The sequence below is a fragment of the Acinetobacter entericus genome, assembly GCF_026168575.1.
Classification (GTDB): domain Bacteria; phylum Pseudomonadota; class Gammaproteobacteria; order Pseudomonadales; family Moraxellaceae; genus Acinetobacter; species Acinetobacter bouvetii.
Genome location: NZ_JAPEQW010000008.1, coordinates 101,627 through 126,650, shown reverse-complemented (window position 1 = coordinate 126,650; position 25,024 = coordinate 101,627). Strand labels below are relative to the sequence as shown.

At 47.1% G+C, this 25,024-nt stretch carries 25 protein-coding genes; 10 read left to right on the top strand and 15 right to left on the bottom strand.

What is annotated here, in order from left to right:
- Positions 1–24: 24 nt before the first annotated feature.
- From OKC24_RS08385 to OKC24_RS08375, 3 genes are all read left to right on the top strand, one after another.
- Positions 25–1,179, top strand: coding sequence for a methionine aminotransferase (locus OKC24_RS08385; protein WP_130145511.1), 1,155 nt, complete (start codon positions 25–27; stop codon positions 1,177–1,179).
- 134 nt (positions 1,180–1,313) lie between these two features.
- Positions 1,314–2,681, top strand: coding sequence for an MATE family efflux transporter (locus OKC24_RS08380; protein ID WP_131276583.1), 1,368 nt, complete (start codon positions 1,314–1,316; stop codon positions 2,679–2,681).
- Positions 2,682–2,784: 103 nt separating this feature from the next.
- Positions 2,785–4,149, top strand: coding sequence for an LLM class flavin-dependent oxidoreductase (locus OKC24_RS08375; protein WP_130145507.1), 1,365 nt, complete (start codon positions 2,785–2,787; stop codon positions 4,147–4,149).
- A gap of 67 nt (positions 4,150–4,216) precedes the next feature.
- Here the strand turns inward: OKC24_RS08375 and OKC24_RS08370 are convergent, their stop codons facing one another.
- The 9 genes from OKC24_RS08370 to OKC24_RS08330 all read right to left on the bottom strand — a co-directional run bounded on the left by OKC24_RS08370 (position 4,217) and on the right by OKC24_RS08330 (position 12,455).
- Positions 4,217–5,032 (bottom strand): ABC transporter ATP-binding protein, encoded by an 816-nt coding sequence (locus OKC24_RS08370; RefSeq protein WP_005012128.1) that lies wholly within the window; start codon positions 5,030–5,032, stop codon positions 4,217–4,219.
- Positions 5,033–5,049: 17 nt separating this feature from the next.
- On the bottom strand, positions 5,050–5,811 hold the full coding sequence (locus OKC24_RS08365) for an ABC transporter permease (RefSeq protein ID WP_131276586.1): 762 nt from the start codon (positions 5,809–5,811) through the stop codon (positions 5,050–5,052).
- A 14-nt stretch (positions 5,812–5,825) separates the two neighbouring features.
- Positions 5,826–6,674: an ABC transporter permease gene (locus tag OKC24_RS08360; protein ID WP_130145503.1), complete on the bottom strand. Its 849-nt coding sequence runs from the start codon at positions 6,672–6,674 to the stop codon at positions 5,826–5,828.
- A gap of 42 nt (positions 6,675–6,716) precedes the next feature.
- Positions 6,717–7,766, bottom strand: coding sequence for an ABC transporter substrate-binding protein (locus tag OKC24_RS08355; protein ID WP_130145501.1), 1,050 nt, complete (start codon positions 7,764–7,766; stop codon positions 6,717–6,719).
- Between the two features lie 30 nt (positions 7,767–7,796).
- Positions 7,797–9,311 carry a putative porin gene (locus OKC24_RS08350; RefSeq protein WP_130145499.1) on the bottom strand — a complete coding sequence of 505 codons (1,515 nt, stop codon included), beginning with the start codon at positions 9,309–9,311 and terminating at the stop codon, positions 7,797–7,799.
- Positions 9,312–9,324: 13 nt separating this feature from the next.
- Positions 9,325–9,540, bottom strand: coding sequence for a TOBE domain-containing protein (locus OKC24_RS08345; RefSeq protein WP_130145497.1), 216 nt, complete (start codon positions 9,538–9,540; stop codon positions 9,325–9,327).
- Positions 9,541–9,640: 100 nt separating this feature from the next.
- Positions 9,641–10,357: a Crp/Fnr family transcriptional regulator gene (locus tag OKC24_RS08340; protein WP_130145495.1), complete on the bottom strand. Its 717-nt coding sequence runs from the start codon at positions 10,355–10,357 to the stop codon at positions 9,641–9,643.
- Between the two features lie 134 nt (positions 10,358–10,491).
- Positions 10,492–11,433, bottom strand: coding sequence for a TauD/TfdA dioxygenase family protein (locus tag OKC24_RS08335; protein ID WP_228257577.1), 942 nt, complete (start codon positions 11,431–11,433; stop codon positions 10,492–10,494).
- Positions 11,434–11,618: 185 nt separating this feature from the next.
- Positions 11,619–12,455 (bottom strand): SDR family NAD(P)-dependent oxidoreductase, encoded by an 837-nt coding sequence (locus tag OKC24_RS08330; RefSeq protein ID WP_130145493.1) that lies wholly within the window; start codon positions 12,453–12,455, stop codon positions 11,619–11,621.
- 246 nt (positions 12,456–12,701) lie between these two features.
- Between OKC24_RS08330 and OKC24_RS08325 the strand changes: the two genes are divergently transcribed.
- The 3 genes from OKC24_RS08325 (at position 12,702) to phoR (ending at position 15,725) form a co-directional block, all read left to right on the top strand.
- Positions 12,702–13,394, top strand: coding sequence for a TetR/AcrR family transcriptional regulator (locus OKC24_RS08325; RefSeq protein WP_026253477.1), 693 nt, complete (start codon positions 12,702–12,704; stop codon positions 13,392–13,394).
- A 221-nt stretch (positions 13,395–13,615) separates the two neighbouring features.
- On the top strand, positions 13,616–14,326 hold the full coding sequence (phoB, locus tag OKC24_RS08320) for a phosphate regulon transcriptional regulator PhoB (RefSeq protein ID WP_005012153.1): 711 nt from the start codon (positions 13,616–13,618) through the stop codon (positions 14,324–14,326).
- 40 nt (positions 14,327–14,366) lie between these two features.
- Positions 14,367–15,725 carry a phosphate regulon sensor histidine kinase PhoR gene (gene phoR / locus OKC24_RS08315; RefSeq protein WP_131276590.1) on the top strand — a complete coding sequence of 453 codons (1,359 nt, stop codon included), beginning with the start codon at positions 14,367–14,369 and terminating at the stop codon, positions 15,723–15,725.
- A 79-nt stretch (positions 15,726–15,804) separates the two neighbouring features.
- On the opposite strand, the gene OKC24_RS08310 is transcribed toward phoR, so the two are convergent.
- The 3 genes from OKC24_RS08310 to OKC24_RS08300 all read right to left on the bottom strand — a co-directional run bounded on the left by OKC24_RS08310 (position 15,805) and on the right by OKC24_RS08300 (position 17,985).
- Positions 15,805–16,452 carry a glutathione S-transferase family protein gene (locus OKC24_RS08310; RefSeq protein ID WP_130145489.1) on the bottom strand — a complete coding sequence of 216 codons (648 nt, stop codon included), beginning with the start codon at positions 16,450–16,452 and terminating at the stop codon, positions 15,805–15,807.
- 90 nt (positions 16,453–16,542) lie between these two features.
- Positions 16,543–16,941: an OsmC family protein gene (locus OKC24_RS08305; protein ID WP_131276592.1), complete on the bottom strand. Its 399-nt coding sequence runs from the start codon at positions 16,939–16,941 to the stop codon at positions 16,543–16,545.
- Between the two features lie 96 nt (positions 16,942–17,037).
- Positions 17,038–17,985, bottom strand: a complete 948-nt coding sequence (locus OKC24_RS08300; protein ID WP_131276594.1) for a pirin family protein — start codon at positions 17,983–17,985, stop codon at positions 17,038–17,040.
- 400 nt (positions 17,986–18,385) lie between these two features.
- Here OKC24_RS08300 and OKC24_RS08295 point away from each other — a divergent pair, with 400 nt between their 5' ends.
- A complete protein-coding gene (locus OKC24_RS08295; protein ID WP_131276596.1) occupies positions 18,386–19,732 on the top strand; it encodes a GGDEF domain-containing protein in 1,347 nt (448 codons plus the stop codon).
- Between the two features lie 169 nt (positions 19,733–19,901).
- Positions 19,902–20,933 (top strand): DNA (cytosine-5-)-methyltransferase, encoded by a 1,032-nt coding sequence (gene dcm, locus OKC24_RS08290; protein ID WP_131276598.1) that lies wholly within the window; start codon positions 19,902–19,904, stop codon positions 20,931–20,933.
- Positions 20,934–20,958: 25 nt separating this feature from the next.
- Here the strand turns inward: dcm and OKC24_RS08285 are convergent, their stop codons facing one another.
- Together OKC24_RS08285 and guaA are read right to left on the bottom strand one after the other, a co-directional pair.
- On the bottom strand, positions 20,959–21,864 hold the full coding sequence (locus tag OKC24_RS08285) for a restriction endonuclease (RefSeq protein ID WP_131276601.1): 906 nt from the start codon (positions 21,862–21,864) through the stop codon (positions 20,959–20,961).
- Between the two features lie 95 nt (positions 21,865–21,959).
- On the bottom strand, positions 21,960–23,528 hold the full coding sequence (gene guaA / locus OKC24_RS08280) for a glutamine-hydrolyzing GMP synthase (protein WP_131276603.1): 1,569 nt from the start codon (positions 23,526–23,528) through the stop codon (positions 21,960–21,962).
- On the opposite strand from guaA, the gene OKC24_RS08275 reads away from it, so the two are divergent.
- Positions 23,527–23,769, top strand: a complete 243-nt coding sequence (locus tag OKC24_RS08275; protein WP_131276605.1) for a hypothetical protein — start codon at positions 23,527–23,529, stop codon at positions 23,767–23,769. The two genes, guaA and OKC24_RS08275, sit on opposite strands and share 2 nt — an antisense overlap.
- On the opposite strand, the gene OKC24_RS08270 is transcribed toward OKC24_RS08275, so the two are convergent.
- Positions 23,751–24,176, bottom strand: a complete 426-nt coding sequence (locus OKC24_RS08270) for a DoxX family protein (protein WP_265464965.1) — start codon at positions 24,174–24,176, stop codon at positions 23,751–23,753. The genes OKC24_RS08275 and OKC24_RS08270 overlap by 19 nt on opposite strands.
- 192 nt (positions 24,177–24,368) lie before the next feature.
- Here OKC24_RS08270 and OKC24_RS08265 point away from each other — a divergent pair, with 192 nt between their 5' ends.
- A complete protein-coding gene (locus OKC24_RS08265; RefSeq protein ID WP_005012171.1) occupies positions 24,369–24,998 on the top strand; it encodes a DedA family protein in 630 nt (209 codons plus the stop codon).
- Positions 24,999–25,024 lie beyond the last annotated feature (26 nt).

Genomic DNA, 25,024 nt, shown 5'->3' with positions numbered 1-25,024 from the left:
CTTTAATTTAATCATGCTAAAAAGATGCTTCAGATTGAATCCAAACTCCCTGCGCAAGGCGTGACCATTTTCAGCAGCATGAGCGCCATGGCGCAGCGTTTAAATGCATTGAATATGTCGCAAGGCTTTCCTGATTTTCCTGCGCCGCCCGCACTGCTGGATGCCTTGGCGCAAGCGGCACAAGATGGATTTAATCAATATGCGCCGGGCGATGGCCTATTGAGTTTGCGAGAACAGCTGGCACAGCTTTTTTGGCAGCGCGACCAATTGCACCTCGATCCTGCGGCTGAAATCACCATTACCCCGGGTGCAACCATTGGCCTGTTCAGCGTCATTCAAGCCATTGTGCATGCAGGCGATGAAGTGATTATTTTTGATCCCAGCTATGACAGCTATGCGCCCAGTGTAAAGTTAGCCGGCGGTATTCCTGTGCATATCCGCCTCACCGCTCCAAATTTCCATGTGGATTGGCAATCGGTGAAAGATGCCGTCAATGCCAAAACCCGTATGATCATTGTCAACACGCCGCACAACCCGACGGGCGCCATTTGGTCAAAACAGGATTGGCAGCAGCTGATTGAGCTGATTCAGGATACAAATATTGCCGTGCTGTCGGATGAAGTTTATGAACATCTGATTTATGACGGTCAGCGCCATTATTCTGCGCTGTCTTTTCCAGAGCTGCGGGAACGCAGCTTGGTGATCGGCTCATTTGGCAAAACCTTTCATGTCACCGGCTGGAAAACCGGCTACTGCGCTGCGCCAGCTCATTTGATGGCGCTGTTCCGCCAAGTCTATCAATTTACCAATTTCTGCGGTGTGACTCCGGTGCAAATGGCGCTGGCCAATTTCATGATGCATCACCCTGAACATATTGCAGAACTGGCTGGTTTCTATCAGGCCAAGCGTGACTTATTTAATGCCGGACTGAAAAATTCACGTTTTCAATTTACACCGTCACCCGGCACCTATTTTCAAAATTTAGATTACAGCGCCATCCGCCCCGATTTGGATGACAGCGCAATGTGCCAGCATCTGGCGGAACAGCATGGCATCGTGGCCATACCGGTCTCTGTTTTTTATCAGCAGCCGTCGGAAAATTTACGCTTAATCCGCTTTTGCTTTGCGAAAAAAGATGAAACGCTGCAAAAAGCAGGAGACATTTTATCGCAGGTCTAAAAATTCGCTGAATCGCCATTTTGGCTAATTAATTTCAAGCCTGAGTTACTGTAGAACTAAGGCTTTTTTAAGCCATTCCTGCTAATGTCAGCATGAGTCAATCAATATTATAAGTACACTGCCTAGGATTGCATATGACGGAGCATCAGCCTTTCAACAGTCAACAGAAACTTTGGAAATCCTTTCTGATTTTCCTTGTGCCGCTGATCGCCACCAATATTCTGCAAAACCTTTCAGGGACAGTTAATACTGTATTTGTCGGCCAAATGCTGGGGGTTCATGCAATTGCGGCCGTGTCAGTCTTTTTTCCGATCTTATTTTGCCTGATGGCCTTTGTGATCGGCCTTTCAGCAGGCGCTACCGTTTTGGTTGGGCAGGCTTGGGGCGCTAAAAACATTGAAAAAGTGCATAGCGTGGTGGGTTCAACACTGTTTATGACACTGATTGGCGGCAGTGTAATTGCTTTTCTTGGGGTGTTCTTTGCCAAATATATACTGCTGGCGCTGGGCACAAATGCAGAGGTGCTGCATCTGTCTATCCCTTATGTGCAATGGATGCTGGCAGGCAGCCCGCTACTGTTCATCTACATTATTTACACCTCGATTCTGCGCGGAGTCGGCGACAGCACGACCCCGCTGATAGCATCCTGCATGACGATTGCCACGGGCTTGATCATTACCCCTGTCCTGATTGCGGGAAAATTTGGCCTGCCTAAGCTGGGCATTGTCGGGCCAGCCATTGCGACAACCGTCGGTTTCAGCATTGCTCTGATCTTTTTATATGTTTATTTAAATAGAAAAAATCATCCGCTGCGCCCAGATGCAGCGTTGCTCCGCCATATCCGCTATGAGCCGGAACTGAGTAAAATCATTCTGCGGCTGGGCATTCCCACAGGCATTCAAATGGTGACCACCTCTGTGGCTGGACTGGTGATTGTCGGACTGGTCAACCGCTACGGCGCAGATGCCACCGCCGCCTACGGCGCGGTGAATCAGGTGCTGAACTACATTCAGTTTCCAGCATTATCCATTGCCATTGCAGCGTCAATTTTTGCCGCGCAAGCAATTGGCGCCGGCAAGTCCGATTTGCTGAACAAAGTCAACCGCACCGCGCTGACCATGAATATTCTATTCACCGGCACATTGGTTATTCTGGCCTATTTATTCTCTAAATATTTGATGGCGCTGTTCATCACCGACCCGCGGGTCGTCGTGCTGGGTCAGGAGCTGCTGTTCATTGTGCTGTGGTCGATCGTATTTTTTGGCGCCAGTGCAATCTTTGCCTCCATCATGCGCGCCAGCGGAACCGTGACTGTGCCGATGATCATCAATATTGCAGCCATTTTGCTGATTGAAGTGCCTTGCGCTTATTTATTCAGTGAACGGTGGGGGCTCAAAGGCATTTGGCATGCCTATGCGCTGGCCTTTGTCTGCCTGTGCCTGATGCAAGGGCTGTATTATCACTTGGTTTGGAAGAAAAAAACCGTCCAAGCGCTGATTTAGCCGCTCAGCTTGAAAACTGATAACCTTTGAAATTAATCCTATTTTTATACAGATCTGTTCCTTGTTATAACCAAAACGCATCTGATAAAAATAGGTTATTACCATGTCAAAACGAAAAATTAAATTAGGCGCTTTTGTACCCGGCATTTCTCAGCATTTGGCAGGCTGGCGCCACCCGCAAGCACGGCCTCAGGACAACCACAGCCTCGCTTATTTTGTAGAACTGGCCAAAACGGCAGAGCGCGGTTTATTTGATGCGTATTTCCTTGCCGATATCCCTGTCAGTGTCGACCCGGACCGCACGCCTAATTTAGGCCTCAATGCCAATAACACGGGGTTAGAACCCATTACCCTCTTTTCAGCGCTGTCTGCAGTGACTCAGCATATTGGCTTTATTGCGACGGCATCCAGCACCTATGAGCAGCCTTATAGTTTGGCTCGCAAGTTCGCCTCCTTAGATCACCTGTCCCAAGGCCGCGCCGCATGGAATGTAGTCACCACGGCTCAGCCTGAAGTTGCCAAAAATTATGGCCTAGAACAGGCGCCTTTGCCGCAAGCGCGCTATGAACGCGCGGATGAGTTTATTAACGTAGCGCAAAAGCTCTGGGACTCTTGGGAAGATGATGCTTTCAGCTATGACAAAACAGCAGGACAATTTTTTGACGGCAGCAAAGTGCATGCGCCGCGCTTTAAGGGCAAGCATATTGCGGTAGACGGCGCGTTGAATATCGCCCGGCCGCCGCAGGGCTACCCTGTGATTGTACAGGCAGGCCAGTCTGAAGATGGCCGCGAACTGGCTGCCAAATATGCCGAAGTCATTTTTACTGCACAGCAGAATTTAAGTGATGCGCAAAGCTTTTACCGCGATGTTAAACAGCGTTTAAGCAAATATGGCCGCCATGCCGATGATGTCAAAATCATGCCCGGCGTGTCTATCTTTGTGGCAGCGACTGAGGCTGAAGCCCGCGCCAAATATGATGAGCTGAACAGCTATATTCACCCTTCCGTCGGGCTGATGCTGCTGCATGCCTTAGGCGGATTTACCGAAGACCTCAGCCAATATGATCTGGATCAGCCGCTGCCGGCGCATATAGGCCAACTCAGTCATGGCGCCAGCCGCCAGCAGCTAATTTTAGACATTGCCCGTAAAAACAACTTCAGCATCCGCCAGCTGTACCAATGGATTGCCAGCGCGCGCGGCCACTGGACACTGATTGGCACCCCTGCGCAAATCGCAGATCAGCTGCAGGAGTGGTTTGAAAATGATGCTGCGGACGGCTTTAATATTTTACCGCCGACCACGCCCGCCAGCTTAGATGATTTTGTCGATTTAGTCGTGCCTGAGCTGCAGCGCCGAGGCCTATTCCGCACGGCCTATGAAGGAACAACTTTACGTGACAATTTAGGCCTGAAGCGCCCTGAAAACCAATATGTTTTAGCGCGCCGCTATACGGAACACGCCTCATAAGCAGCAAGCCATAAAAAAGCCCCATCTGGGGCTTTTTTATGCTTCACGTTTAACCTAGATCAGGCGCTTACCACGCCAGCTTAAACTGCTCCAGCTCATGCGGCAGCGCCAATTCAGGCTGTTCTTGGAAATCCAGCAAAATGTCATTTTTAATCGCGGCAATACGGTAGTCCTCACGCTTGCGCGGACGTTCAAGCTCTACAGGCACAATACGCTTAATACGCCCCGGATGCGGCTGCATCACCACCACACGGTCACCCAGCAACACTGCTTCTTCTACATCATGCGTCACTAAAATGGTGGTGATTTTTTCAGACTGCCAAATCCGCTGCAGCTCTTGCTGCAAATTTGCGCGGGTCAACGCATCCAACGCGCCAAAAGGTTCATCCAGCAATAAAATTTGCGGACGGTTGACCAAGCTGCGCGCAATCGCAACGCGCTGGCTCATGCCGCCTGACAGCTGGCTCGGATAAGCCTTTTTAAATGCGCTTAACTGCACCAGCTCAAGGTGATAATCAATCAGCGCCTGCTTTTCCGCCTTGCTTAAGGCGCTTTTTTCTAAGGCCAAAGCCACGTTTTGTTCGACATTCAGCCATGGAAACAGGCGGTGATCCTGAAACACAATGCCGCGTTCTAAACTGGTGCCTTTTACGGGCTGACCGTCAATTAAAATTTGACCATCAAAAGATGCATCCAGCCCGACCAAGAGGCGCAGCAGCGTAGATTTGCCGCAGCCGCTGTTGCCGACAATGCTGATGAACTCACCATGCTGAATATTCAGCTGAATCTGTTCTAAAACCTTTAAGTCCTGTCCGTCTTTGGGAAAGTATTTATCCAGCTGCCGGATTTGCACATGCGGCTGATGCTGTACTGCTTGATTCATAATGTTCTCGCTTCTTGTTATTTCTGCGCAGCCTGACGCCAGCGTAAATTGTATTGTTCAAAAAATTGCGCGGCTTTAGAAAAGACTAGGCCGACTGCGCCAATGATCAGCATGCCGTACAGCACCACTTCCATTTTAAATAAGTTCTGGCCGTCCATAATCGGGTTGACCACGCCCACAGCTGAAACAAAGAAATACTCTGCGCCCACGGTCGCCACCCATGAAAAAACCAAAGCGATATTCAGGCCCGCAAAAATACTGGGCGCAGCAGCCGGCAAGATCACTTTAAAAAAGGTCTGCAGAGGATTGAGCTGGAAAATTTGCGCCACTTCTTTAACTTTCACAGGCACATTTCTGACGCCGTCATAAGTGTTAAAAAACACCGGGTAGAACACCACCAGACTGATAAAAATCACTTTGGAAACTTCGCCATGGCCAAACCACATAATCATCAGCGGAATCCATGCAAAAACTGCGACATGCTTGATGGCATTTAAAGTTGGCGAAAAAAATCGGTCCAGCCAGACATTCAGCCCGAGCAGCAAGCCAAAACCAGCGCCAATCACGCCGCCTGCAATAAAGCCTGCCGTATTGCGCAGCAAACTGGCGATGACATTTTCATACAGCTCACCGGACTGCGCCGACTCCAGCAGCACCTTGCCCACCTCTTTGGGTGCTGGCAGCAAAGCTGGATCAACCCATTTCCAAGCGGCCGCAGCCGACCATGCAATGAACAGCACCAGCGGGATGATCCAACCGCGATAATCAATATTTTTCATTCTTCTTGCTCCGGTTAATTGGCCTGATCCCAGCCGCGGAATTGTTTTTGCAGCAGGCGGATGAAAACATCAAAAGCAAAGCCGACCAGTCCAATCACCACAACGGTTGCCAATACCACATCCAGCTGGAAAATTTGCCGCCCATAGACCATGATATAGCCAATGCCCTCGCTGGACGCCAGCAGCTCGACCGCAACTAAGGCGCCCCATGCGCTGGCCAGCGATAAGCGCAGGCCGCCAATAAAGCTGAGGAAAGCGCCCGGCAGCACCAGATTTTTAAACTTGGACCACGTGCCCAGCTGATAGACATCTGCAACCTCAATCAGCTGCGGTGAGATATTGCGCACGCCCTTAAAAACATTGATGGTCATCGGGACTAAAGCGGCTTTGGCAATAAGAATAATTTTCAGCGCTTCATCGATACCGACTAAAAGAATTAATAACGGAATCCAGCCCACTACAGGCACTAAGTTAATCACTTTAAACGTCGGCCAAATATAGGCTTCGGCTGTACGGGACAGCCCCATGGCAAGGCCCAGAGCCAATGCCAGCACAATGCCGGCACTGAATCCGTAACCAATGCGGCTCAGGCTGATACTGAGATTGCTCCACAGCTCACCGCTGCTGTACAGGTCTTTCAGCGCTATCCAGACCAGCTCTGGCGGCGGCAGCAATAAGGTATTGACCCAATTGCGCTCCACCGCGATTTGCCATGTGTACAGCAGCAGCAAAGGGAAAATCAGGCCTACACTCCACAATACGGCTTTACTCTGAAGCACAGGCTGCAGCAGGCGTTTCAGCGCCAGCAGCGGTTCAGGCTTCGCAATCGGTTTTGCGCTATCCAGCTCTAATTCTTGCAGCATCAGATCTCTCCTTTCAGAAACCAAGGCTTATTGATCCAGCACTCAAGGTGTCCAGAAATTCTGTAAGTTTTGACTCTTCAGCGCGTTATTGAGATATTTCGGCTCAATCCACTGATCGACATCAAAATTACCGCGGATCAGCTTTAAGTCCTGACCTGCTTTGAGTTTCTGCTTAATCAAGGAAATACTGGCGCTATTGAAGACTGGCGCGCTGTGGCTTTTTAAATTCACACCGTCATTGGCGCGGACAAATGCGCTATACGGCAAGCCTGATTTAGCCCAAGTTTTAAATAAAGCCGGTTTGTTGCTTGGATTGCTCTCCCAAGCGGCTTCTTTCACCAGCACGTTGACCACACGCTGTACAGTTTCAGGATATTTCTGCTCGAACTTTGAGTTCACTAAAACATAACCTGAGCTCTGAAGCTGCGCAGGCTCTTTTTTAGAGCTGTAAATCAGCTTCGCCACACCGCGGTCAATCACAGGAAATACCGACTGATTGCTGAATAATGCATCCAGATCGCCGCTGGCCAAAGCCGCGTAGCCGACAGGGCCATCGACGTTGACAAATCTAAAGTCCTTTTCCGTAAAACCATATTTTTTTATAATTTGATTTAATGCTAAATGCACACTGGTACCGCGGAAAAAGCCAATTCTTTTGCCTTTTAAATCTGCCCATGATTTGGCGGTTGATCCCGGCGGCACAATTAAATAGGTATTGTCATGCGTCCCAGCTACGGCAATCAGTTTGGTATCTAAACGGCTGGCTTTACCAATCAGGGCTGGCAAATCACCAAGCCAAGTAATATCAATCAAGCCATTGGCATAAGATTCATTAATTGCAGGGCCTGCACCTTTGAAGTTGTTCCACTGGATTTTAATGCCGTCTTTTTGGAATTCTTTTTCAATGAGGCCTTGGGTCTGCACCGTTGCATAGTAGCTGCCGTAACCGACAGGACGGTTGCCGGTGCCCACCAATGGCGAAGCAAAACGGATGACCGCAGGCTTAGCCTCAGCAGCAAAGGCCTGCACCGCCGGTACGAGTGTAGAAACAGCGATCACGCTGCTGAATAAAATTTTGGTCCATGAAGACATGCGGAATTCCTCTAATAATTTAAATAAGGTTTAAAAACCGTACTGGAACTGGGCGACCAGCTCGTTGTAGCTCTTGTTGATTAGTTCGTTATTCACATGATTCACATTGATTTGAAATTTGGTGGTTTCTGCAAAAAATGCATTGAGCCCAAGGCTGTGTATGTCAATCAGCTGATTGTCCGCATTGGTGTCGCGGTTGATGCTGTCAAAGCGGTAAAAGGCCTGATAGGACTTTGGCCACCAGTCGTCATAACGCCCTTGATTGCGGAAGCCCTTGACAAACTGCTCACCAAAGTTCCAAAACAGCGTGCCCGTATGTGACTCGCTTTCGCGTTTATAAACAGAAGCGCTTTGGCTGCTATAGGTATCGTCTTCGCCCTGTACATATTCATACGTCGCGCCAAAAGGATGATGGTTGTAATAAATATCAAAGCCTTTGCGCAGCACATCGCCTTTGCCGGCAAAGGATGCGCTGGCGCCGCTGGTTTCAAATAAATTGCTCCGGCCCTGATACCACGACACGCCAAAGCTCAGTTCACGCAGCCACGAGTTGTATTCGGCGGGCAAGGTGTAGCGCAGGCGTCCGACAAAGTTTTTGTCATCATTGTCATCGGACTTATTGGCGCCATTGCCATTCACAATCCCAAAGGCATAGCTGATCATTGGAGAACGGTAGTTGTAGCCATAATCGACCGTCGGCAGCGCATCGCCGCGCACAATCAGCCCCACCTCACGCAAAGCCAAGCCGTAGCCATAACCCGGCAAACTGAACAAGGCATTGTTGATGGTTGGCTTCAAATCTTCAGTCGCCTGCACCTCTTGGCCAAAGGGCAGCAGCTGCTGCCCCAAAGTGACCGATAAACGGCCTGTATCTGGGCTTAAGGTCGGCAGCACGTTATAAATCAGCTGCGCATCCAGCAAGTTCAAATAGCTGTTATTGGTGCCAGACTGCGGTGACGTGCCAAAGCGCAGGTTAAAGTCGAGGTTTTTGCCCTGCTCATAATCTTTAAATAAGTTGCCGGAAAAGCCTATCTGCACCGCGCCTAAATCAAAGGAAGAGCGGCGGCTGTTCACCGCATTGCCTGTATTTGCACCCTGCGGCTGTGTGACTTGCGGCTCATCGATATAAGATGCTTTGGTCTGAACCACGCCATTAATCAGCAGCTGGCGTGTAGACAGCGCAGTTTTCGTATCGCGTTCACGCTGCACCTGATATTTATAATTTTCCAAATCGCTTTGCAGGCCCTGCAGCTCTGCACGGGTCACAAAGCTTTGATCATCTTCAGCATCAAGACTGCTTTCTGATCCAGTTTCAGCGCCCGCATCTGCGGTTAAATTTTCATCAGCTTCTTCTGCGCCGTCCGCTTTAGCCTGGTCTGCACCTTGAATGCGACTCAGCTCAGTTTTCAATTGTTTTAATGACTGTTCCAGCTGCACAACCTGCTGCTGCAGCTGCACAACATCAGTATCTGCATGGCTTAAAGCAATACTTGCACTCAACAGCGTCAGCGCTGCTGCCCCTTGTTTTAAATAAATTCGTTTCATTCTGAACCGCCACCTAAAGCTTCGCAAGTGACACATCGGTGGACTTAATCAGCACAATCACCTGACTGCCGATCTGCAAATCCAGTTCGATCACAGAACGGGTGGTAATGACTGAGGTAAACACGCCGGAGGCCGTAACCACATCGACTTCTGAAACAACGCCGCCTTTCACGATTTCCTGAATCGTGCCTTTTAATTGATTGCGTACATTAATAGATTGAATTGTCATTTTTAATTCCTGTTATTTGCTTGAAATTAATCATGACGCATTTATAAAAAATTAAAAAATAATATAAAACGATTTTTATATCGGTTTTATTAAAATAAAACTAAATTAATAAAACCTGTTTTGATAAATAATCTTTATTCTTTATGATAATATTTTCATACTGCCAAAAAACCACATCCTGCTGTGCAAGGATTTTAATTTCCTTATTAATCGTTTGCCGTGAAGATGACAGCAGATCAGCTAAATCATGCTGTGAAATTTTTAAGCGGATTTCCGTCCCAAGCGCATGCGCTTTGCCATACTGCATCGACAAATCCAGCAGTATTTTGCAAACTTTTTGATGTAAATTGGCCACTTGCAAGAACTTCACCTGCTGAATTAAATAGTGCATGCGCAGGCTTAAGATATCCAGCACATCCTGCTTCAAAGCATTACTATGACTGATTTCTTCAACAAAAACAGCTTTGGGAATCTGCAAAATGCGCACTTGATTAAAAGCATAATAATCATAGTCAATCGCTTGCGAGTTCAGGCAAGGCAGCAAATTAATCAAGTGCTTTTCTGAATAATAACTAAAGGCGTGAAAACGGCCCGACGGGCTTAAATATCCAATTTGGATAATCCCATCGAGCAAAATATACAGTGCATCACTGCTATTTTCTTGACTTAAAATTAAATCATTTTTTTGATATTTTTTAATATTAGAATTTTCTAAAATAGATTGAATCTTATAATCCGATATGTTTTTAAAAACCTTCTTTAAAACCTCATAAACTTCACGTTTATAAAATATAGATACATCTGCATGCGCTGCCATGATTAATCCATCCTATTATTTTAATCTTTTGATGAGAGAAAAATATACTAGATGGATTAATCGGCACTGACGAATCATTTATTCTTCAAACTTTAGCGTTTTATATGCAAAGTTTGCAAATAAAACAGCATTTCTTATGAAGCTTTTTCATATATGCCCTGCTCGCTGTTATAGCGGAAATTTGCAGGGTCTTCTTTCACCTCCTTACGCAATACTTTGCTTGGCAGCCCATCTGCGCCAACAGGAATATCACCTTCCAGCGTGACACGGCGCACAACGCGGTGCTGGTCGCCGTAGTCATTAATCGCCCGATGCTGTGTCGCGCGGTTATCCCAAATGGCAACATCACCCGCATCCCAGCGCCAGCTGACAATATTTTCCAGCTTTTCGACATATGCCTGGAACAGCGCATACAAACTGCGCGATTCTGCCTGACTGTATCCGACAAAGTTTTTGAAGAAACTGCCTAACAGCAGGGATTTCTCGCCTGTTTCCGGGTGTACGCGCACCAGCGGATGCTCTGTTTCATATTCTGTAGAGTTAAAGTAGTTTTTATATTTCGCCAAGACTTCTGGCGGAATGCTGGCCTTGGCCGCATAGTCATAATTGTTGCTGTGCACCGTGCGCAGGCTGTCCGCTAAAGCTTGCAGCTGCTCAGGCAGATCTGCATAAGCCGCTGCGGTATTGGCCCAAACTGTATTGCCGCCCACTTCTGGCGCCACCACGCTGCGTAAAATTGAGGCTTTAGGATAGGCATCAATAAAGCTAATATCAGTATGCCATGCATCTGCACGCGCTCCGCGTGAGTCAATTTCTAAAATATGCGCAGAACCATCTTTAACAGGTACAGTCGGATGATTCAGCGGCGTGCCTAAGCGGGTGGCAAATGCCTCTTGCGCCACATCATCTAAATGCTGCTGGCCTTTAAAAAAGATCGCTTTGTGCTTCAGCAAAGCCTGATTGATCTCTTGCACCACTTCGTCCGTTAAATCTGCAGACAGCTGAACGCCTTGAATTTCTGCACCAATGCGGCCGCCGATCGGGCGAACTTGAATATGCTGATATTGCTGTGACATGAAAATTTCCTCTTTAAAATTGTTATAGGACACTGGGCCTGTGAAATCATCATGCCGAATTGGCTGAGGCAAATCTGTCAATAAATTGACATTTCTATACTACATTTCTGCTATATAAAAATTAAAAAATGCTTTACCCCCCGTAAAAAAGCCCGCAACCTGCGGGCTTTTCTTCTGCATTGTCTTTATTTGCCTTGGCCCAGCTTGGTCGCCATGGCGGTAATTTTCTGATAGCCCGCCGGCAGGATGCGCTGGATTAAATCCAGCGCTTTAGCATCATTGCCAATCAGCAGGCGGCGCTTGTCTTTCTGCACAGCCTCTAAAATCTGGCGGGCGGCTTCTTCAGGCGGGCAGCGCAGCAGCTTATTGAAGGTTTGCGCCGACTTTTCCGGATTCATGCCTAGACTGCGCAGGCTGTCATTCATTTTTGCCGCATTGGCAATATTGGTGCGGATGCCGCCCGGATGCACACACAGCGCGCTGACACCGCTGTTTTCCATATCCAGCTCTTGGCGCAGCGACTCGGTAAAGCCGCGCACAGCAAACTTAGTGGCATTATAGGCCGACTGCGTCGGCTGCGCGGTCAGGCCAAAAAGGCTGGAAATATTAATGATATGGCCTTCGCCCGATTTCTTGATCAGCGGCAAAAACTCTTTGGTGCCGTACACCACGCCCCAAAAATTGATATCGACAATCCATTCCAGCTCTTCATAGCTGGCGCCTTCCACCGTAGAGCCCAAAGCCACGCCAGCATTATTGAAGATCATATTGACCGAACCATGATTCTGCACGGTGTCCTGCGCCCAGGTGCGGACCTCATCCAGCTTCGCGACATTGACTTTTTGGGTGGTGACACGCACATTGCTGTCTGTCAGCAGCGCCGCCGTTTGCGCCAGCCCCTGCTCATTCACATCACTTAAAGATAAATGGCAGCCCTGCTTTGCCAGCAGTACCGCCAGTTGCTGGCCAATCCCTGAACCTGCTCCCGTAATGGCAGCGACTTTATTTTTAAAATTTTTCATTCTGTTTCCTTTGCTTAAACGGTTCTGAGCTTAAAGCTTTTGCACTCTGCCCAACGGGGCATCAGCTGCTTGTATTTGTGCAGCCTCGTCTCAGCTCATTGCTTCAATATAGGTTTGACAATACATATTGTCAATATCATCTTGGGACGCTCTATTGCACTTGCGGATAAGGCGGATGGGCATAGGTGTTCGGCTGATTTATTGATAAGATATGACAATGATCCGTTTCAACTTAAAATGATGATGATGACAGAGCAGCCAGCGGCAGAAGAAAAGCAGCCCGCCAAAAACAGCAAGGAACGCCAATTCAAAGGCCTGTCACTGACAGAGCGCAAGCAGCTGCGCCGCGAAAAACTGATTGAAGCCGGCATTGAAGCCTATGGCACGCACGGCTTTTTTTCGGTGACGGTCAAAGACATTTGCAATGAAGCCAAGCTGACCGAACGCTATTTTTATGAATCCTTTAAAAAAAGCGAAAATCTCTTTCAAACCATATTCTTAAAGCTGATTGATGAGCTGCAGCAGAATGTCATGCAGGCGATTATGCAAGCCTCTTCAGATCCGAAAAAAATGATTGAAGCCGGCCTCACAGCCCTGCTGACCACATTAAAAGACAATCCGCAAATGGCCCGCATCATTTACATTGATGCCATGCTGGTGCAGGAACTGCATAATCAAGCCACCATTCACGAAACCATGTCACGCTTTGACCGCATGATTCATGCCTTTGTCATGCTGATGATGCCGAATATTGGACGCTCAGAGCGGGAAATTTCGCTGGTGGCGACCGGGCTGAATGGCTATGTCACACAAATCGCCATCCGCTGGGTGATGAGCGGGTTCAAGCAGTCGATGGATGAAATTCTATCGTCCTGTAGCATTGTGTTCCTCTCCCTGCTGCAAACCTTCTCTCAGCATGAGCCCTCAGTGAAAAAATAATGAAACTTATTTTACAGTGTTGGAAAATTTTTATTAATTTTTAAAAAACATAAGCTTATTTTTAAATTGAACGGCTATTTTACGCAAATATTTGTCACAAAATCTTTCAAAAATAGCGCCCCGATGTCTTTTTGCAATGATACTGTCATAATTAATCTTTGTAATAAGCCTGTCATAAATATAAAACGGTCCACCGTTTACATGAAATAGGGTATTGCGCTGTGAAAGATGACTACATTTTGATTGTCGACGACGAACTCCCGATCCGGGAAATGATCCATACCTCTTTAGATATGGCCGGTTTTCAATGCCAGCAAGCCGAAGATGCCAAACAGGCGCATCAGATGATTGTCGACCAGCGCCCTGCTCTCGTCCTGCTGGACTGGATGATGCCTGGCGGCGTCAGCGGCGTCGATTTATGCCGCCGCTTGAAGCGCGACGAGAACTTATCTGAGATCCCCGTCATCATGCTGACCGCCCGCGGCGAAGAAGACCATAAAGTGCAAGGCTTGGATGCCGGCGCAGATGACTACATGACCAAACCGTTTTCGACCCGCGAGCTGGTCTCACGCATTAAGGCGGTATTGCGCCGTTCAAATGCCTTGGGCGGCGAGAAAACCATTGATGCCAATGGCTTGATTTTAGATCCTGTCAGCCAGCGCGTCAGCCACGGCGACAGTATTTTAGAAATGGGGCCGACCGAATACCGCCTGCTGGCTTTTTTCATGACCCATCCTGAACGTGCCTACACCCGCGCGCAATTGCTGGATCAAGTTTGGGGCGGAAACGTGTATATTGAAGACCGCACGATTGACGTGCATATCCGCCGCCTGCGCAAAGTTCTAGAGCCTTACGGCGCAGACCGCTATGTGCAGACCGTGCGCGGCACAGGCTACCGTTTTTCTACCCGCGCAGATGTTGCGCTTGGCTGATATCATTCAAGATCAAGCTTTTTTAGGTTAGCAGTATTTTATGTACGAACCCTACCCTGTCCCTGAGCTGGCGCGAGAGCATAAGAAGTTCCGCTACAGCAGCTTATGGACCTTTGCCAAGCAGGATTTGCGCCTGCTGGCTTTTCTGCTGATTATCGGCGGCTGCATTGGCCTTGGGATCGGGTATTTCTGGATTTGCATTTTTGCGGCCTTCAGCATCTTCTTTGCCCTGCAGCTGCGTTCGCTGTATTTAGTCAATGAATGGATTTCCAACCGCCCTTATGATGTGCCGCCTAATTTAGACGGCATCTGGGGCGCGCTGCTGTTCAATGTTTACCGCGCGCAGCGTCAGGAACGCATTGTTCAGGCGGAAATGGTCGGCTTAATTGACCGTGCGCAGTCTTCACTGGTGGCGCTGGCCGAAGCCGTAGTCCTTATTGATGAAAGCCATCAAATTGAGTGGTGGAACCCGGCTGCGGAAAAGCTGCTGGGCATTCAAGCCGCCGACCGCGGGCGCAATATTCTGACTCTGCTGCGCCAGCCGAGCTTCATTGAGTATTTCAACAATATTGATCAGGCGCCCGATGGCCTGAAAATGAAATCGACGGGTTTTGATGAACATTATGTGCAAGTCAAAATGACCCGGTTTGGCGGCGAGAGCCGCCTGCTGGTCGCCTATGATGTGACCCGCATGCACAATCTGGAACAGATGCGCAAAGACTTTGTCGACAATATTTCTCATGAACTGCGCACGCCGCTTACTGTGCTCAGCGGCTATATCGAAACCTTTACCGATCAGGAAGATTTGAACCCGCGCTGGAAACGCGCGTTTGACCAGATGCAGTCACAGACACGGCGCATGAATGCTTTAGTGAATGACCTGCTGCTGCTGTCACGCTTAGAAAATGATAAAAAAATTGCCAAAAATCAAATTATTGATATGCCCAGCCTGATGAACCAGCTGTATGACGATGCGCATGCCTACAATGTCGATTATGGCCATGAGCTGAATTTAGACATTGACAGCCACTGCGATTTAATCGGTTCCGACACTGAACTGGCCAGCGCCTTCAGCAACCTGATTACCAATGCCATCAAATACACCCCCAAAGGCGGCACAGTGACCATTGGCTGGCACGACGACAGCGAGCAAGGCTATTTTACGGTTGAAGATACCGGCATCGGCATTGACCCGAAGCATCTGCCGCGCCTCACCGAGCGCTTTTACCGTGTCGACAGTGACCGCAGCCGGCAAACCGGCGGCACAGGCTTGGGCTTAGCGATTGTCAAACATGTGCTGATGCAGCATCAGGCGCATTTAGAAATTGAATCGAAAGAAAACCGCGGCTCTATTTTCAAAGTGGTGTTTCCGAAAGAACGCCTGTATCACGTCAGCTGAACTGTCTGATTGTCAAATCAAAAACGATTAAAAAGCCTGCTGACTGAGCAGGCTTTTTAATATCGGCGCGTGTGCGCGCTCAGTTCAGCGCCTGCTCTTTTTGCTGCGCGCGCTGAAAGGCTGGACGGCTGCTGATGCGCTGCAAGAAAGCCTGAATATGCGGATATCGCCCTTGCGTGCGCGACTGCAAGGCCTGCAGAGGAAAGCTCATCTGAATATCAGCAAAGCTGAACTGCCCGGCAAAATAATCATGCGCTGACAGATAATGTTCTAAAAAAGCAATATGGTCTTTTAAGCGCGCCTGCACGAAACCCGCTTTCACACCGTCACTGATTTTCTGCGCAATCGGCTTAATTATCCAAGGGACATGCTTCGGCACATTGGACATCACCAGCTGCATCACCAGCAGCGGCATCAGTGACCCTTCCGCATAGTGCATCCAGTAGCGGTATTGCTGGCGGTCTATCGGTGTTTTCGGCGCAAACTGCCCTGATTCGTCAAACTGTTCCTGCAGATACTCTAAAATCACCGCAGATTCTGCAATGCTCTGATCATCATCGGTCAGCACAGGCGCTTTGCCCAAGGGATGCACGGCCAGCAGCTCCGGCGGGCCTGAAAAATTCGGAAGGCGTTTGTAGAACTGAATCTGATACTCCAGGCCCAATTCTTCCAGCGCCCATAAAATGCGGAATGAGCGGGACTGTTCTAAGTGATGCAGTGTCAGCATGGTTTATCCTTATTATTTAACTGATCATGAATTGAATGGGATTAATGCGGCGCTGTAAAAAGCCGTGCGGGACAGCACGGCTTAAGCGGATTAAACCAATTGAGTGTTAATTTCTAAACTGCGCAGCAGCGTTTTCGTGACGGGCGTTTTACTGCAAATATCCAGCACCTTCTGCTGCAGCGCTTCATCTGGAGGGCTCTGAAAATGCACACGGCGTTCAATCCATTCCCTGCCCTCTTTATTGGCGCAGAAATCAGCTTCAACGTGAAATGCGCCCAAATCAATGCCCTTATGCTGCGCATACATGCGCAAGGTAATCATGGTGCATGAAATCAGCCCTGAGCAGATCAAATCATAGGGCGCCAAGCCCTGATCCTGACCGCCGAAAGATTCCGGCTTGTCCGTAATCAGCTGATGCCTGCCGCTGCGGATTGCGCCTGACCACGGTTCAGGCAGGGTCTCTACTGTTGCATTTGCAATAACAGCCATTTTTTGTCCTTATTCATCTTGTATTATTGTGATGCCAGCGCACTTCATTTAGCCGTCAGGCGCCGCATGCGGCAGCGTCTGAACAATCCAGCCGGTTTACTTGGAGGCGCGCATCTTGTCAGGAAAAGCCGGCGCTTCTAAACGCGGCCCTTCATAGTCTGGAATATTGCCAAAGCGTTCATCATGATTAATCCACTGATCGCGCGCTAAATTCAACTCTTCCTGCGTCCGCCCCACAAAGTTCCACCACAGCAAAATAGGTGATTCAAACGGTTCACCGCCCAGCAGCAGGACCCGGCTATGGGCATGAATTTCAATGTCCACGCGCTCCAGCCCAGGCTCTAAAACCACCATATTGTCTTCGGTCAATTCATGGCCATTGATGGATGCCGTGCCTTCTAAAGCCAAAAAGCCATATTCAAATTTAGGATTCAATCCAATGCGGGTGCGGGTGCTTTCTTGCGCCTGCAAATCTACGCCCAAAAGCTCTGTATGTACGGCAACCGGCGACTTGACACCAAAAAATTCGCCCACCAGCACAGTAAAATCAACACCATCCTGACTGACCACAGGCAGTTCAGGGTAATGATCAAAACGCGGCGCCATATTGATTTTGTCATCCGGCAAAGCAATCCACAGCTGCGCGGCATGCATATGCGTTTCAGTTTCTGGCGCTACTTCGGTATGTGAAATGCCGTAGCCGGCCGTCATCAAGTTCACCTGATGCGGACGGATCAGCTGTTTCGTGCCCAGGCTGTCGGTATGCATCATGGTGCCTTCAATCATCCAAGTGAAGGTCTGCAGGCCAATATGCGGATGCGGGCCAACATCCAGCCCCTCTCCCTGCGGAAACACTGCAGGTCCGGCGTGATCCAGAAAGCACCAGGCGCCAATCATGCGTTTATGGCGGCTGGGCAAAGCGCGCTTGATCACGGTTCCCTGGCCAATTTCAGCGCTGCGCAGCGGGAATTCCTGTACAAATTGATTAATATATTTTTCGCAATCGTCTGAAGATGACAGTTCTGTGTAATTGGTATTGGTCATATTGCTATCCTGAATCTGGCGAAGTCTTGCTGCAAACGCAATTGATGCTGAAAGGAATATACAGCCGAAATGGCATATAGCTGAATCGCGGCATGGAATACATGCATCTTAATCAATTCTGAAGGTGAAGCCCATGCATCCGGCAATACGGTGAATGCTATAAATAGGACAATAGCGGTTTTTATTCGGCCCCATGCCCTGCAAATCTTTGCCTTTAATCTAGCATGCTGTTCCCGCCGCAGAAAGCGCGTAAAAGTGTCAGAATTTTAAATCAGTCTATATCTACACATTTTGTCATACTTTATGCCAAAAAATACCCAAATCTGGTGAGTTTATTTTTTAACCAATTTATCCATAATACATTCCTCTTCATTCCTGCCGTAATCAAAAGGATCAGCGTATGACTGCAGATTTGAGGGTTGGTGAAAAAAGCCATTCCAGTATAACCGCACAGCACAAACCTCAGCAGCATTTACTGAAACCTTCGGAATGCAGCCTGAAAAACCGCAGCGCCATTGAACAGGCACTGGCAAATCATAACGCGCCCATTCCAGCACATTTTCAGCAGGCCTTTTTAGATTTCCAATACCAGCAGCAGCGCTTTTTCCTTCGCCGCATCAACTATATTGCCCAGCTGGTTTTTTTGATCTATTTTTTTGCAGATTATTTCATTATGCCGGATATGTATAACCTCTCAGCTTTTCTGCGTGTCGGCTGCGTCGCCGCATCACTGCTTGCCGGATTCTATCTATTCAAATATAAAAAAGATATTCTTCTGCTGGATCTGATCTTACCGGTCAGTACCGCCTGCAGCATGGGACTTTGGATTTTTTTGCTGCTGCAGTCCTCCAGCCCGTGGATCAACTCCTATATTTACGCTTCAGTTATTTTTGTATTAATTGCGAATCTTTGCATACAGGTCCGTTTTAAACCCGCCCTTTACAGCACAATGTTCATCTCTATTTTTGCGCTCATCGGTGTGCAGCAGCTGATGCATGTGCAGGAAGCGATTGTCTTTTTTCTCACCTTTTTCCCCATTCTTTTATTCAGCCTGTATATCAGCTGGAACAGCACTTTAAATGGCCGCCGGAATTTCTTGCGTTCCCTGCTGGATGACTGGAATCTGCACAGTTTCAAAAACATGGCGCATACAGATGAATTGACGCAGTTATTTAACCGGCGTCAATTTGTGCATGTCGCTGAACGGCGCATTCATGAATGGCCAACGCCTGCCGGCACCTGCCTGCTGATGTTTGATGTAGATTATTTTAAAAAAATCAATGACAGCTACGGGCATGATATCGGTGACCGTGTTTTGCAGAGCATTGCGGACACCACGCGCAAAGAAATGCGTCAAAAAGATGTCTTGGCGCGTTTTGGCGGTGAAGAATTTATTGCCCTGCTTGCAGAAACCAGCATTCAGGATGCATTGCTGATAGCCGACCGTATCCGTGAGCGCATCCAGAATGAATGCTTGCATTTAAAAGAAAGAAGTTTGAGCTTTACTGTCTCAATTGGCGTTGCAGAATTAAAATCGCATCGGCAGGATTTGGATGAACTGGTCAAACAGGCCGATCTTGCACTCTATCAAGCCAAAGAAAATGGCCGGAATTGCGTTGTGCGTTACGAACCCGCCATGAGCGCCCGCTCAAAATTAACGCCAGCAAAAAATAAAAAGCCCTTAAATACAATCAAGCTGCCTAATCCGTGCAAGGATCCTGCCTCACGCACATGGTCCATTATGTAAATCTATGTCAAACACGGGTTTGGCTTCACTTTCGGCAGCGGAACTTCGGCAGTACCAGACCGCAATACAGTCATTCTATGAATGCATTAAATAACGGATTGACCCTTTTTATTTTGCTGTTTTTAATTACAATGAAAGTGAGTTTTTATCCCCTGAGATTGAGTTTTTAATGCTGTCTGATCCGACTCCCCCCCCTTTTTTACAGCCTAAAGATTATAAATTTACATTTATAGATCTCTTTGCTGGTGTTGGCGGTTTCCGGATGGCCTTGCAGAACCTTGAGGGGCGCTGTGAATTTTCCAGTGAATTGAATAAGCGCGCACAGCAGACTTACTTTTGCAATTATGGTGAATTGCCTGAAGGCGATATCACATTAGAAAGCACCAAAGCGGAAATTCCAAAGACATTCGATATTCTCTGCGGCGGTTTTCCCTGCCAAGCCTTTTCTATTGCCGGCCACCGCAAGGGCTTTCAAGAGACCCGAGGCACCTTATTTTTTGATGTGGCCAATATTGCCAAAAAGCATCGCCCCAAAGCGCTTTTTTTAGAGAATGTCAGAAATCTGGTGACGCATGATCACGGCAATACCTTTCAGGTCATCTGTAATACGCTGGAAGAGCTGGGTTATACCGTCTTTCATAAAGTCTTAAACAGCATGACGCATGCCAATGTGCCGCAATACCGTCAGCGCATTTTTATTGTGGCCTTAGATCCTGCACAAGTGCCGAGATATCAAGAATTCAATTTCCCTGAAGAAATCCCTTTAACTGCCTCCATCCGCAGCTTGCTGGAAAAAGTCAAAGTGGATCAGAAATATTACTATGGGCCAAATCATAAATACTACGCGAAGATGGCGGAATCCGTAATCTCAATGGACAAAGTTTATCAATGGCGCCGGGTGTATGTGCGTGAAAATAAGCGCAATGTTTGCCCCACACTGACTGCGAACATGGGTTCTGGCGGGCATAATGTGCCGATCATTAAAGATGATTATGGCATTCGTAAATTAACGCCCAAAGAGTGTTTTGCTTTTCAGGGCTATCCTGTCGATCAAATGCATTTTCCTAAAAAAATGGCCAATTGCGCCTTATATACACAGGCAGGCAACTCGGTGACCATGCCGCTGGTTCAGCGCATTGGTGAACAGATTTTAAAAGTGCTGGATTTGAATGAAATGCCGAAGCAGAGAAAGGCAGGGTAATAAGAGCTTCCTTTATGTTGCATGCTTAGAAATTATCTTCATCAAATCGGTCTTGGTCGATTTTATAAATATGGAAACTTCGCTCAACTTGCACACCCAAGCCAAATTCAACCATCAAAGATGTAAGTTTCTCGCCATCTATCAATACAATTCCTGATTTTTTAGCTGATTCAATCGCTTCTTTGCTAAAGCTAGAAGTGGTAATAAAAACACCTTTCTTAGCAACTTGATCTGCCAAAGCACCTTTAAATTGTTGAATATCAGGGCGACCAATTGTATTTTCCCAACGTTTAGCTTGAATATAAATTTTATCTAAGCCCAAACGGTCTTCACTAATAATTCCATCTATACCGCCATCATTTGTTTTACCAATTGCTTGAGCTGCATCTTGATGTGAACCTCCATAACCCATTGAAACTAAAAGATCAACAACCAGTTTTTCAAAAAAATTGGGAGAATTGCTTTTAATTAAATTCAGAAGATCTGCCTTTAATGAAGATGTTAAAAAATGTGATGTTTTATAAATAATTTCTTCAGGTGTTTGAGTATCTTCAATCTTTTCTTTTGGTGAAATTATTACGTCCTGTTTCCCTAATTTAAAATCAGAAAAACCTTCAAATTTCATTAAATATTCATTCGTAATAGCATCTAATTTTGATAAGTCGATATTTTTGCCTAATTGGCTTAATTCACAATATGCTCTTTTCGGCTGGTCAACCAAACCAGCTTTTACCAAATAGGTTTTAGCCCAAGCAACTCTATCTTTAAAAATATTTCTGCCACTTGGCAATGTTTCTGAAAGTTCTTCTTCTGTTAAACCTGATTTCAACGTTAATAATTCTGATGCTGTTGAAATTTTTATAGCTTCTTGCTGTTCTGCAAGCAATTTCATCAATGGCAACATTAATTGATCATAAGTAGGCAAAGTCATTGTTCTAAAGATTCTTTTAAAATGAATTATCATCATTGAGTATAAATAAAAAGAGAGCGCCTAAGCGCTCTCTTTTCGGTAATTTCCGAAGGAAATTACTCCCATTCAATCGTCGCTGGCGGTTTAGACGATACGTCATAAACAACACGAGAAACTTCAGCAATTTCGTTCATGATGCGTGTAGAGATTTTATCTACAAGATCATAAGGAAGGTGCGCAAAACGAGCTGTCATAAAGTCAACTGTTTCAACTGCACGAAGTGCAATCACCCATGCATAACGGCGGCCATCACCGACTACACCCACAGATTTCACTGGTTGGAATACAGCGAATGCTTGAGCAGTTTTGTCATACCAGCCGCTTGCGCGAAGTTCTTGCATAAAGATGTCATCAGCAAGACGAAGAATATCTGCATATTCTTTTTTCACTTCACCAAGGATACGTACACCAAGACCTGGGCCTGGGAATGGGTGACGGTAAAGCATCTCAAATGGCAAGCCTAAAGTTGTCCCTAAACGGCGCACTTCATCTTTAAACAAGTCACGGATAGGCTCAACCAATTCAAACGCTAAATCTTCCGGTAAGCCGCCCACGTTATGGTGCGATTTAATCACGTGCGCTTTGCCGTTTTTAGTGGCAGCAGATTCGATCACGTCAGGGTAAATTGTGCCTTGCGCAAGGAAGTTCACGCCATCAAGCTTACGCGCTTCTTCAGCAAAGACTTCAATAAATTCACGGCCAATGATTTTACGTTTTTTCTCAGGATCCACTTCGCCCGCAAGCGCAGTTAAAAAACGGTTTTCAGCATCAGCACGGATCACACGGATACCCATGTTTTTCGCAAACATGTCCATCACTTGCTCGCCTTCGTTCAAACGAAGTAAACCATTATCTACGAATACGCAAGTCAATTGATCGCCAATCGCTTTATGAAGCAATGCAGCAACCACAGATGAATCCACACCGCCAGAAAGACCTAAAAGAACTTTTTGATCGCCAATTTGCGCGCGAAGTTGTTCTACACGCAAATCAATAATGTTTTCAGAGTTCCAAAGGTTACGGCAGCCACAAATGCCGTGAACGAAGTTAGACAGCAGCTCTGCACCTTTTGCAGTGTGCGTTACTTCAGGGTGGAACTGAATCCCGTAAAAACGGCGGGCTTCATCAGAAACCATCGCATACGGACAGCTTGGCGTGCTTGCAGTAACCTGGAATCCTTCAGGAATACGCGTTACTTTGTCGCCGTGGCTCATCCACACTTTTAACTGATCTTTAGTATCTTCTAAATCGCCAATCAATTTATCGCGAACTTGAATATTGACTTCAGCATAGCCAAATTCATGCACTGTACCCGGTTCGACTTTGCCGCCCAGCTGCTCTGACATGGTTTGCAGGCCATAGCAAATGCCAAGAACAGGCACGCCTAAGCTGAATACAACTTCTGGCGCGCGCGGACTACCTTCTTCATGAACACTTTCTGGACCGCCTGAAAGGATGATCCCGTTTGGGTTAAATGCACGAATGTCTTCTTCAGACATATCAAATGCGTACATTTCTGAATAAACACCAGCTTCACGTACACGGCGTGCAATAAGCTGGCTATATTGAGAACCGAAATCCAAAATCAGGATGCGGTCTTCAGTAATTTGGGTATTGGTAGTCATGGCAAACAACTATGCAGGCAACGAATATAAGCGCGATATTCTAGCATTTTTCCACGCAATGCGCACACTATTCGGACAGACCCTAAAATCGGCTGATTCCAGTGATATTGACGGCACTCATTCCTCAAAAAATGGAAACACATCGACTGGCTTGCAACAGCAGGAAGCCGCTAAAAGCAGCTTCTTTATTTTACGGCTGGGCAAAAGCTCTCAATCTGCGGATTATTTTTCAATAGCCTGATCAATACTGAATTTGCCTGCGCCCTGCAGCATTAAGAACAGCAGACCGCCGGTCATGGCAAAATTTTTCATAAAATTGATGCCGTCCTCTGCGCCGCCATGAAATAAAAATGCTGTGATTAGGCTAAACACTGCCAAGCCCAATGCCGCAAAGCGTGCCTGAAAACCAAACAGCAATGCCAAACCGCCGCCGAACTCTACCAGAATCGTTAAAGGCAGCATGGCGCCCGGCACTCCCATAGACTCCATATAACCGACAGTTGCGCTGTAGGCCGTGATTTTCCCCCAACCGGCAACAAGAAAAATGTACGCCATAAAAATACGGGCAATCAGTGCAATAGCAGCATTAGCGGCATTAGCGGCGGGTTGATTAACAAGAGTTTTAACAGCAGCATTTGGATTAAACATAGTGACACCTTTTGAATTCTATTTTGAAGATGGGTCAATGGTACGTCGTTGCTTTTATCTAATAAATATAGATTATCAACACTCAGCGTTCCGCATTTAAAACAATGTGGCATGAAATTAATTACGTTTTAATACTGACTTTACAAGACTGTGCTGATAGCATTCCATTACATTTTTGCTTGTTTTTCACTCATGGAACTTATTGATTTTATATTACATGTAGATGACCACCTGCTGGAATTCATTGCCAATTACGGTGTCTGGATTTACGGCATTCTGTTCCTGATTATTTTTGTCGAAACAGGTTTAGTGGTGATGCCGTTTTTGCCGGGTGACAGCCTGCTTTTTGCCGCTGGCGCATTGGCTGCATCTACAGGGGCAATGGATCCTTGGATTTTATTTATCTTGCTGTTTCTGGCCGCAGTTTTAGGTGACACGCTGAATTATCATATCGGCAAGTACATCGGCCCTCGGGTATTTGAAATTGAATCCCGCTTTATCAATAAGCAGCATTTAATTGCAACACAAAACTTTTTTGCCAAGCATGGCGGTAAAACCATTATTTTTGCCCGCTTTATCCCTTTTGCCCGCACTTTTGCGCCTTTTGTGGCTGGCGCCGGCAGCATGAATTATAAGTTTTTCCTGAGCTACAATGTCATTGGCGCGCTGTGCTGGACAGGTTCATTCATTCTGCTGGGCTATCTGTTCGGCAACATGCCTATCGTGAAAGACAACTTCACGCATTTAATTTTCGGCATTATCATTATCAGCGTCTTGCCGGGCATTATTGGCTTTATCCGCCAAAAAATGAAGAAAAACTGATTCTTCAGCGCCGCGTCCATCTGCGC

Coding starts and splice junctions, on each gene's coding strand:
- OKC24_RS08380 (WP_131276583.1), top strand. CDS start 1,314: ATGACGGAGCATCAGCCTTTCAACAGTCAACAGAAACTTTGGAAATCC.
- OKC24_RS08305 (WP_131276592.1), bottom strand. CDS start 16,941: ATGGCTGTTATTGCAAATGCAACAGTAGAGACCCTGCCTGAACCGTGG.
- OKC24_RS08340 (WP_130145495.1), bottom strand. CDS start 10,357: ATGGCAGCGCATGCAGATGTATCTATATTTTATAAACGTGAAGTTTAT.
- OKC24_RS08275 (WP_131276605.1), top strand. CDS start 23,527: ATGGCAAACAACTATGCAGGCAACGAATATAAGCGCGATATTCTAGCA.
- OKC24_RS08325 (WP_026253477.1), top strand. CDS start 12,702: ATGACAGAGCAGCCAGCGGCAGAAGAAAAGCAGCCCGCCAAAAACAGC.
- OKC24_RS08345 (WP_130145497.1), bottom strand. CDS start 9,540: ATGACAATTCAATCTATTAATGTACGCAATCAATTAAAAGGCACGATT.
- OKC24_RS08375 (WP_130145507.1), top strand. CDS start 2,785: ATGTCAAAACGAAAAATTAAATTAGGCGCTTTTGTACCCGGCATTTCT.
- OKC24_RS08300 (WP_131276594.1), bottom strand. CDS start 17,985: ATGACCAATACCAATTACACAGAACTGTCATCTTCAGACGATTGCGAA.
- OKC24_RS08295 (WP_131276596.1), top strand. CDS start 18,386: ATGACTGCAGATTTGAGGGTTGGTGAAAAAAGCCATTCCAGTATAACC.
- OKC24_RS08285 (WP_131276601.1), bottom strand. CDS start 21,864: ATGACTTTGCCTACTTATGATCAATTAATGTTGCCATTGATGAAATTG.
- OKC24_RS08360 (WP_130145503.1), bottom strand. CDS start 6,674: ATGCTGCAAGAATTAGAGCTGGATAGCGCAAAACCGATTGCGAAGCCT.
- OKC24_RS08385 (WP_130145511.1), top strand. CDS start 25: ATGCTTCAGATTGAATCCAAACTCCCTGCGCAAGGCGTGACCATTTTC.
- OKC24_RS08265 (WP_005012171.1), top strand. CDS start 24,369: ATGGAACTTATTGATTTTATATTACATGTAGATGACCACCTGCTGGAA.
- OKC24_RS08330 (WP_130145493.1), bottom strand. CDS start 12,455: ATGAAAAATTTTAAAAATAAAGTCGCTGCCATTACGGGAGCAGGTTCA.
- OKC24_RS08355 (WP_130145501.1), bottom strand. CDS start 7,766: ATGTCTTCATGGACCAAAATTTTATTCAGCAGCGTGATCGCTGTTTCT.
- guaA (WP_131276603.1), bottom strand. CDS start 23,528: ATGACTACCAATACCCAAATTACTGAAGACCGCATCCTGATTTTGGAT.
- OKC24_RS08350 (WP_130145499.1), bottom strand. CDS start 9,311: ATGAAACGAATTTATTTAAAACAAGGGGCAGCAGCGCTGACGCTGTTG.
- dcm (WP_131276598.1), top strand. CDS start 19,902: ATGCTGTCTGATCCGACTCCCCCCCCTTTTTTACAGCCTAAAGATTAT.
- OKC24_RS08370 (WP_005012128.1), bottom strand. CDS start 5,032: ATGAATCAAGCAGTACAGCATCAGCCGCATGTGCAAATCCGGCAGCTG.
- OKC24_RS08335 (WP_228257577.1), bottom strand. CDS start 11,433: ATGTCACAGCAATATCAGCATATTCAAGTTCGCCCGATCGGCGGCCGC.
- phoR (WP_131276590.1), top strand. CDS start 14,367: ATGTACGAACCCTACCCTGTCCCTGAGCTGGCGCGAGAGCATAAGAAG.
- OKC24_RS08310 (WP_130145489.1), bottom strand. CDS start 16,452: ATGCTGACACTGCATCACTTAGAACAGTCCCGCTCATTCCGCATTTTA.
- OKC24_RS08365 (WP_131276586.1), bottom strand. CDS start 5,811: ATGAAAAATATTGATTATCGCGGTTGGATCATCCCGCTGGTGCTGTTC.
- OKC24_RS08270 (WP_265464965.1), bottom strand. CDS start 24,176: ATGTTTAATCCAAATGCTGCTGTTAAAACTCTTGTTAATCAACCCGCC.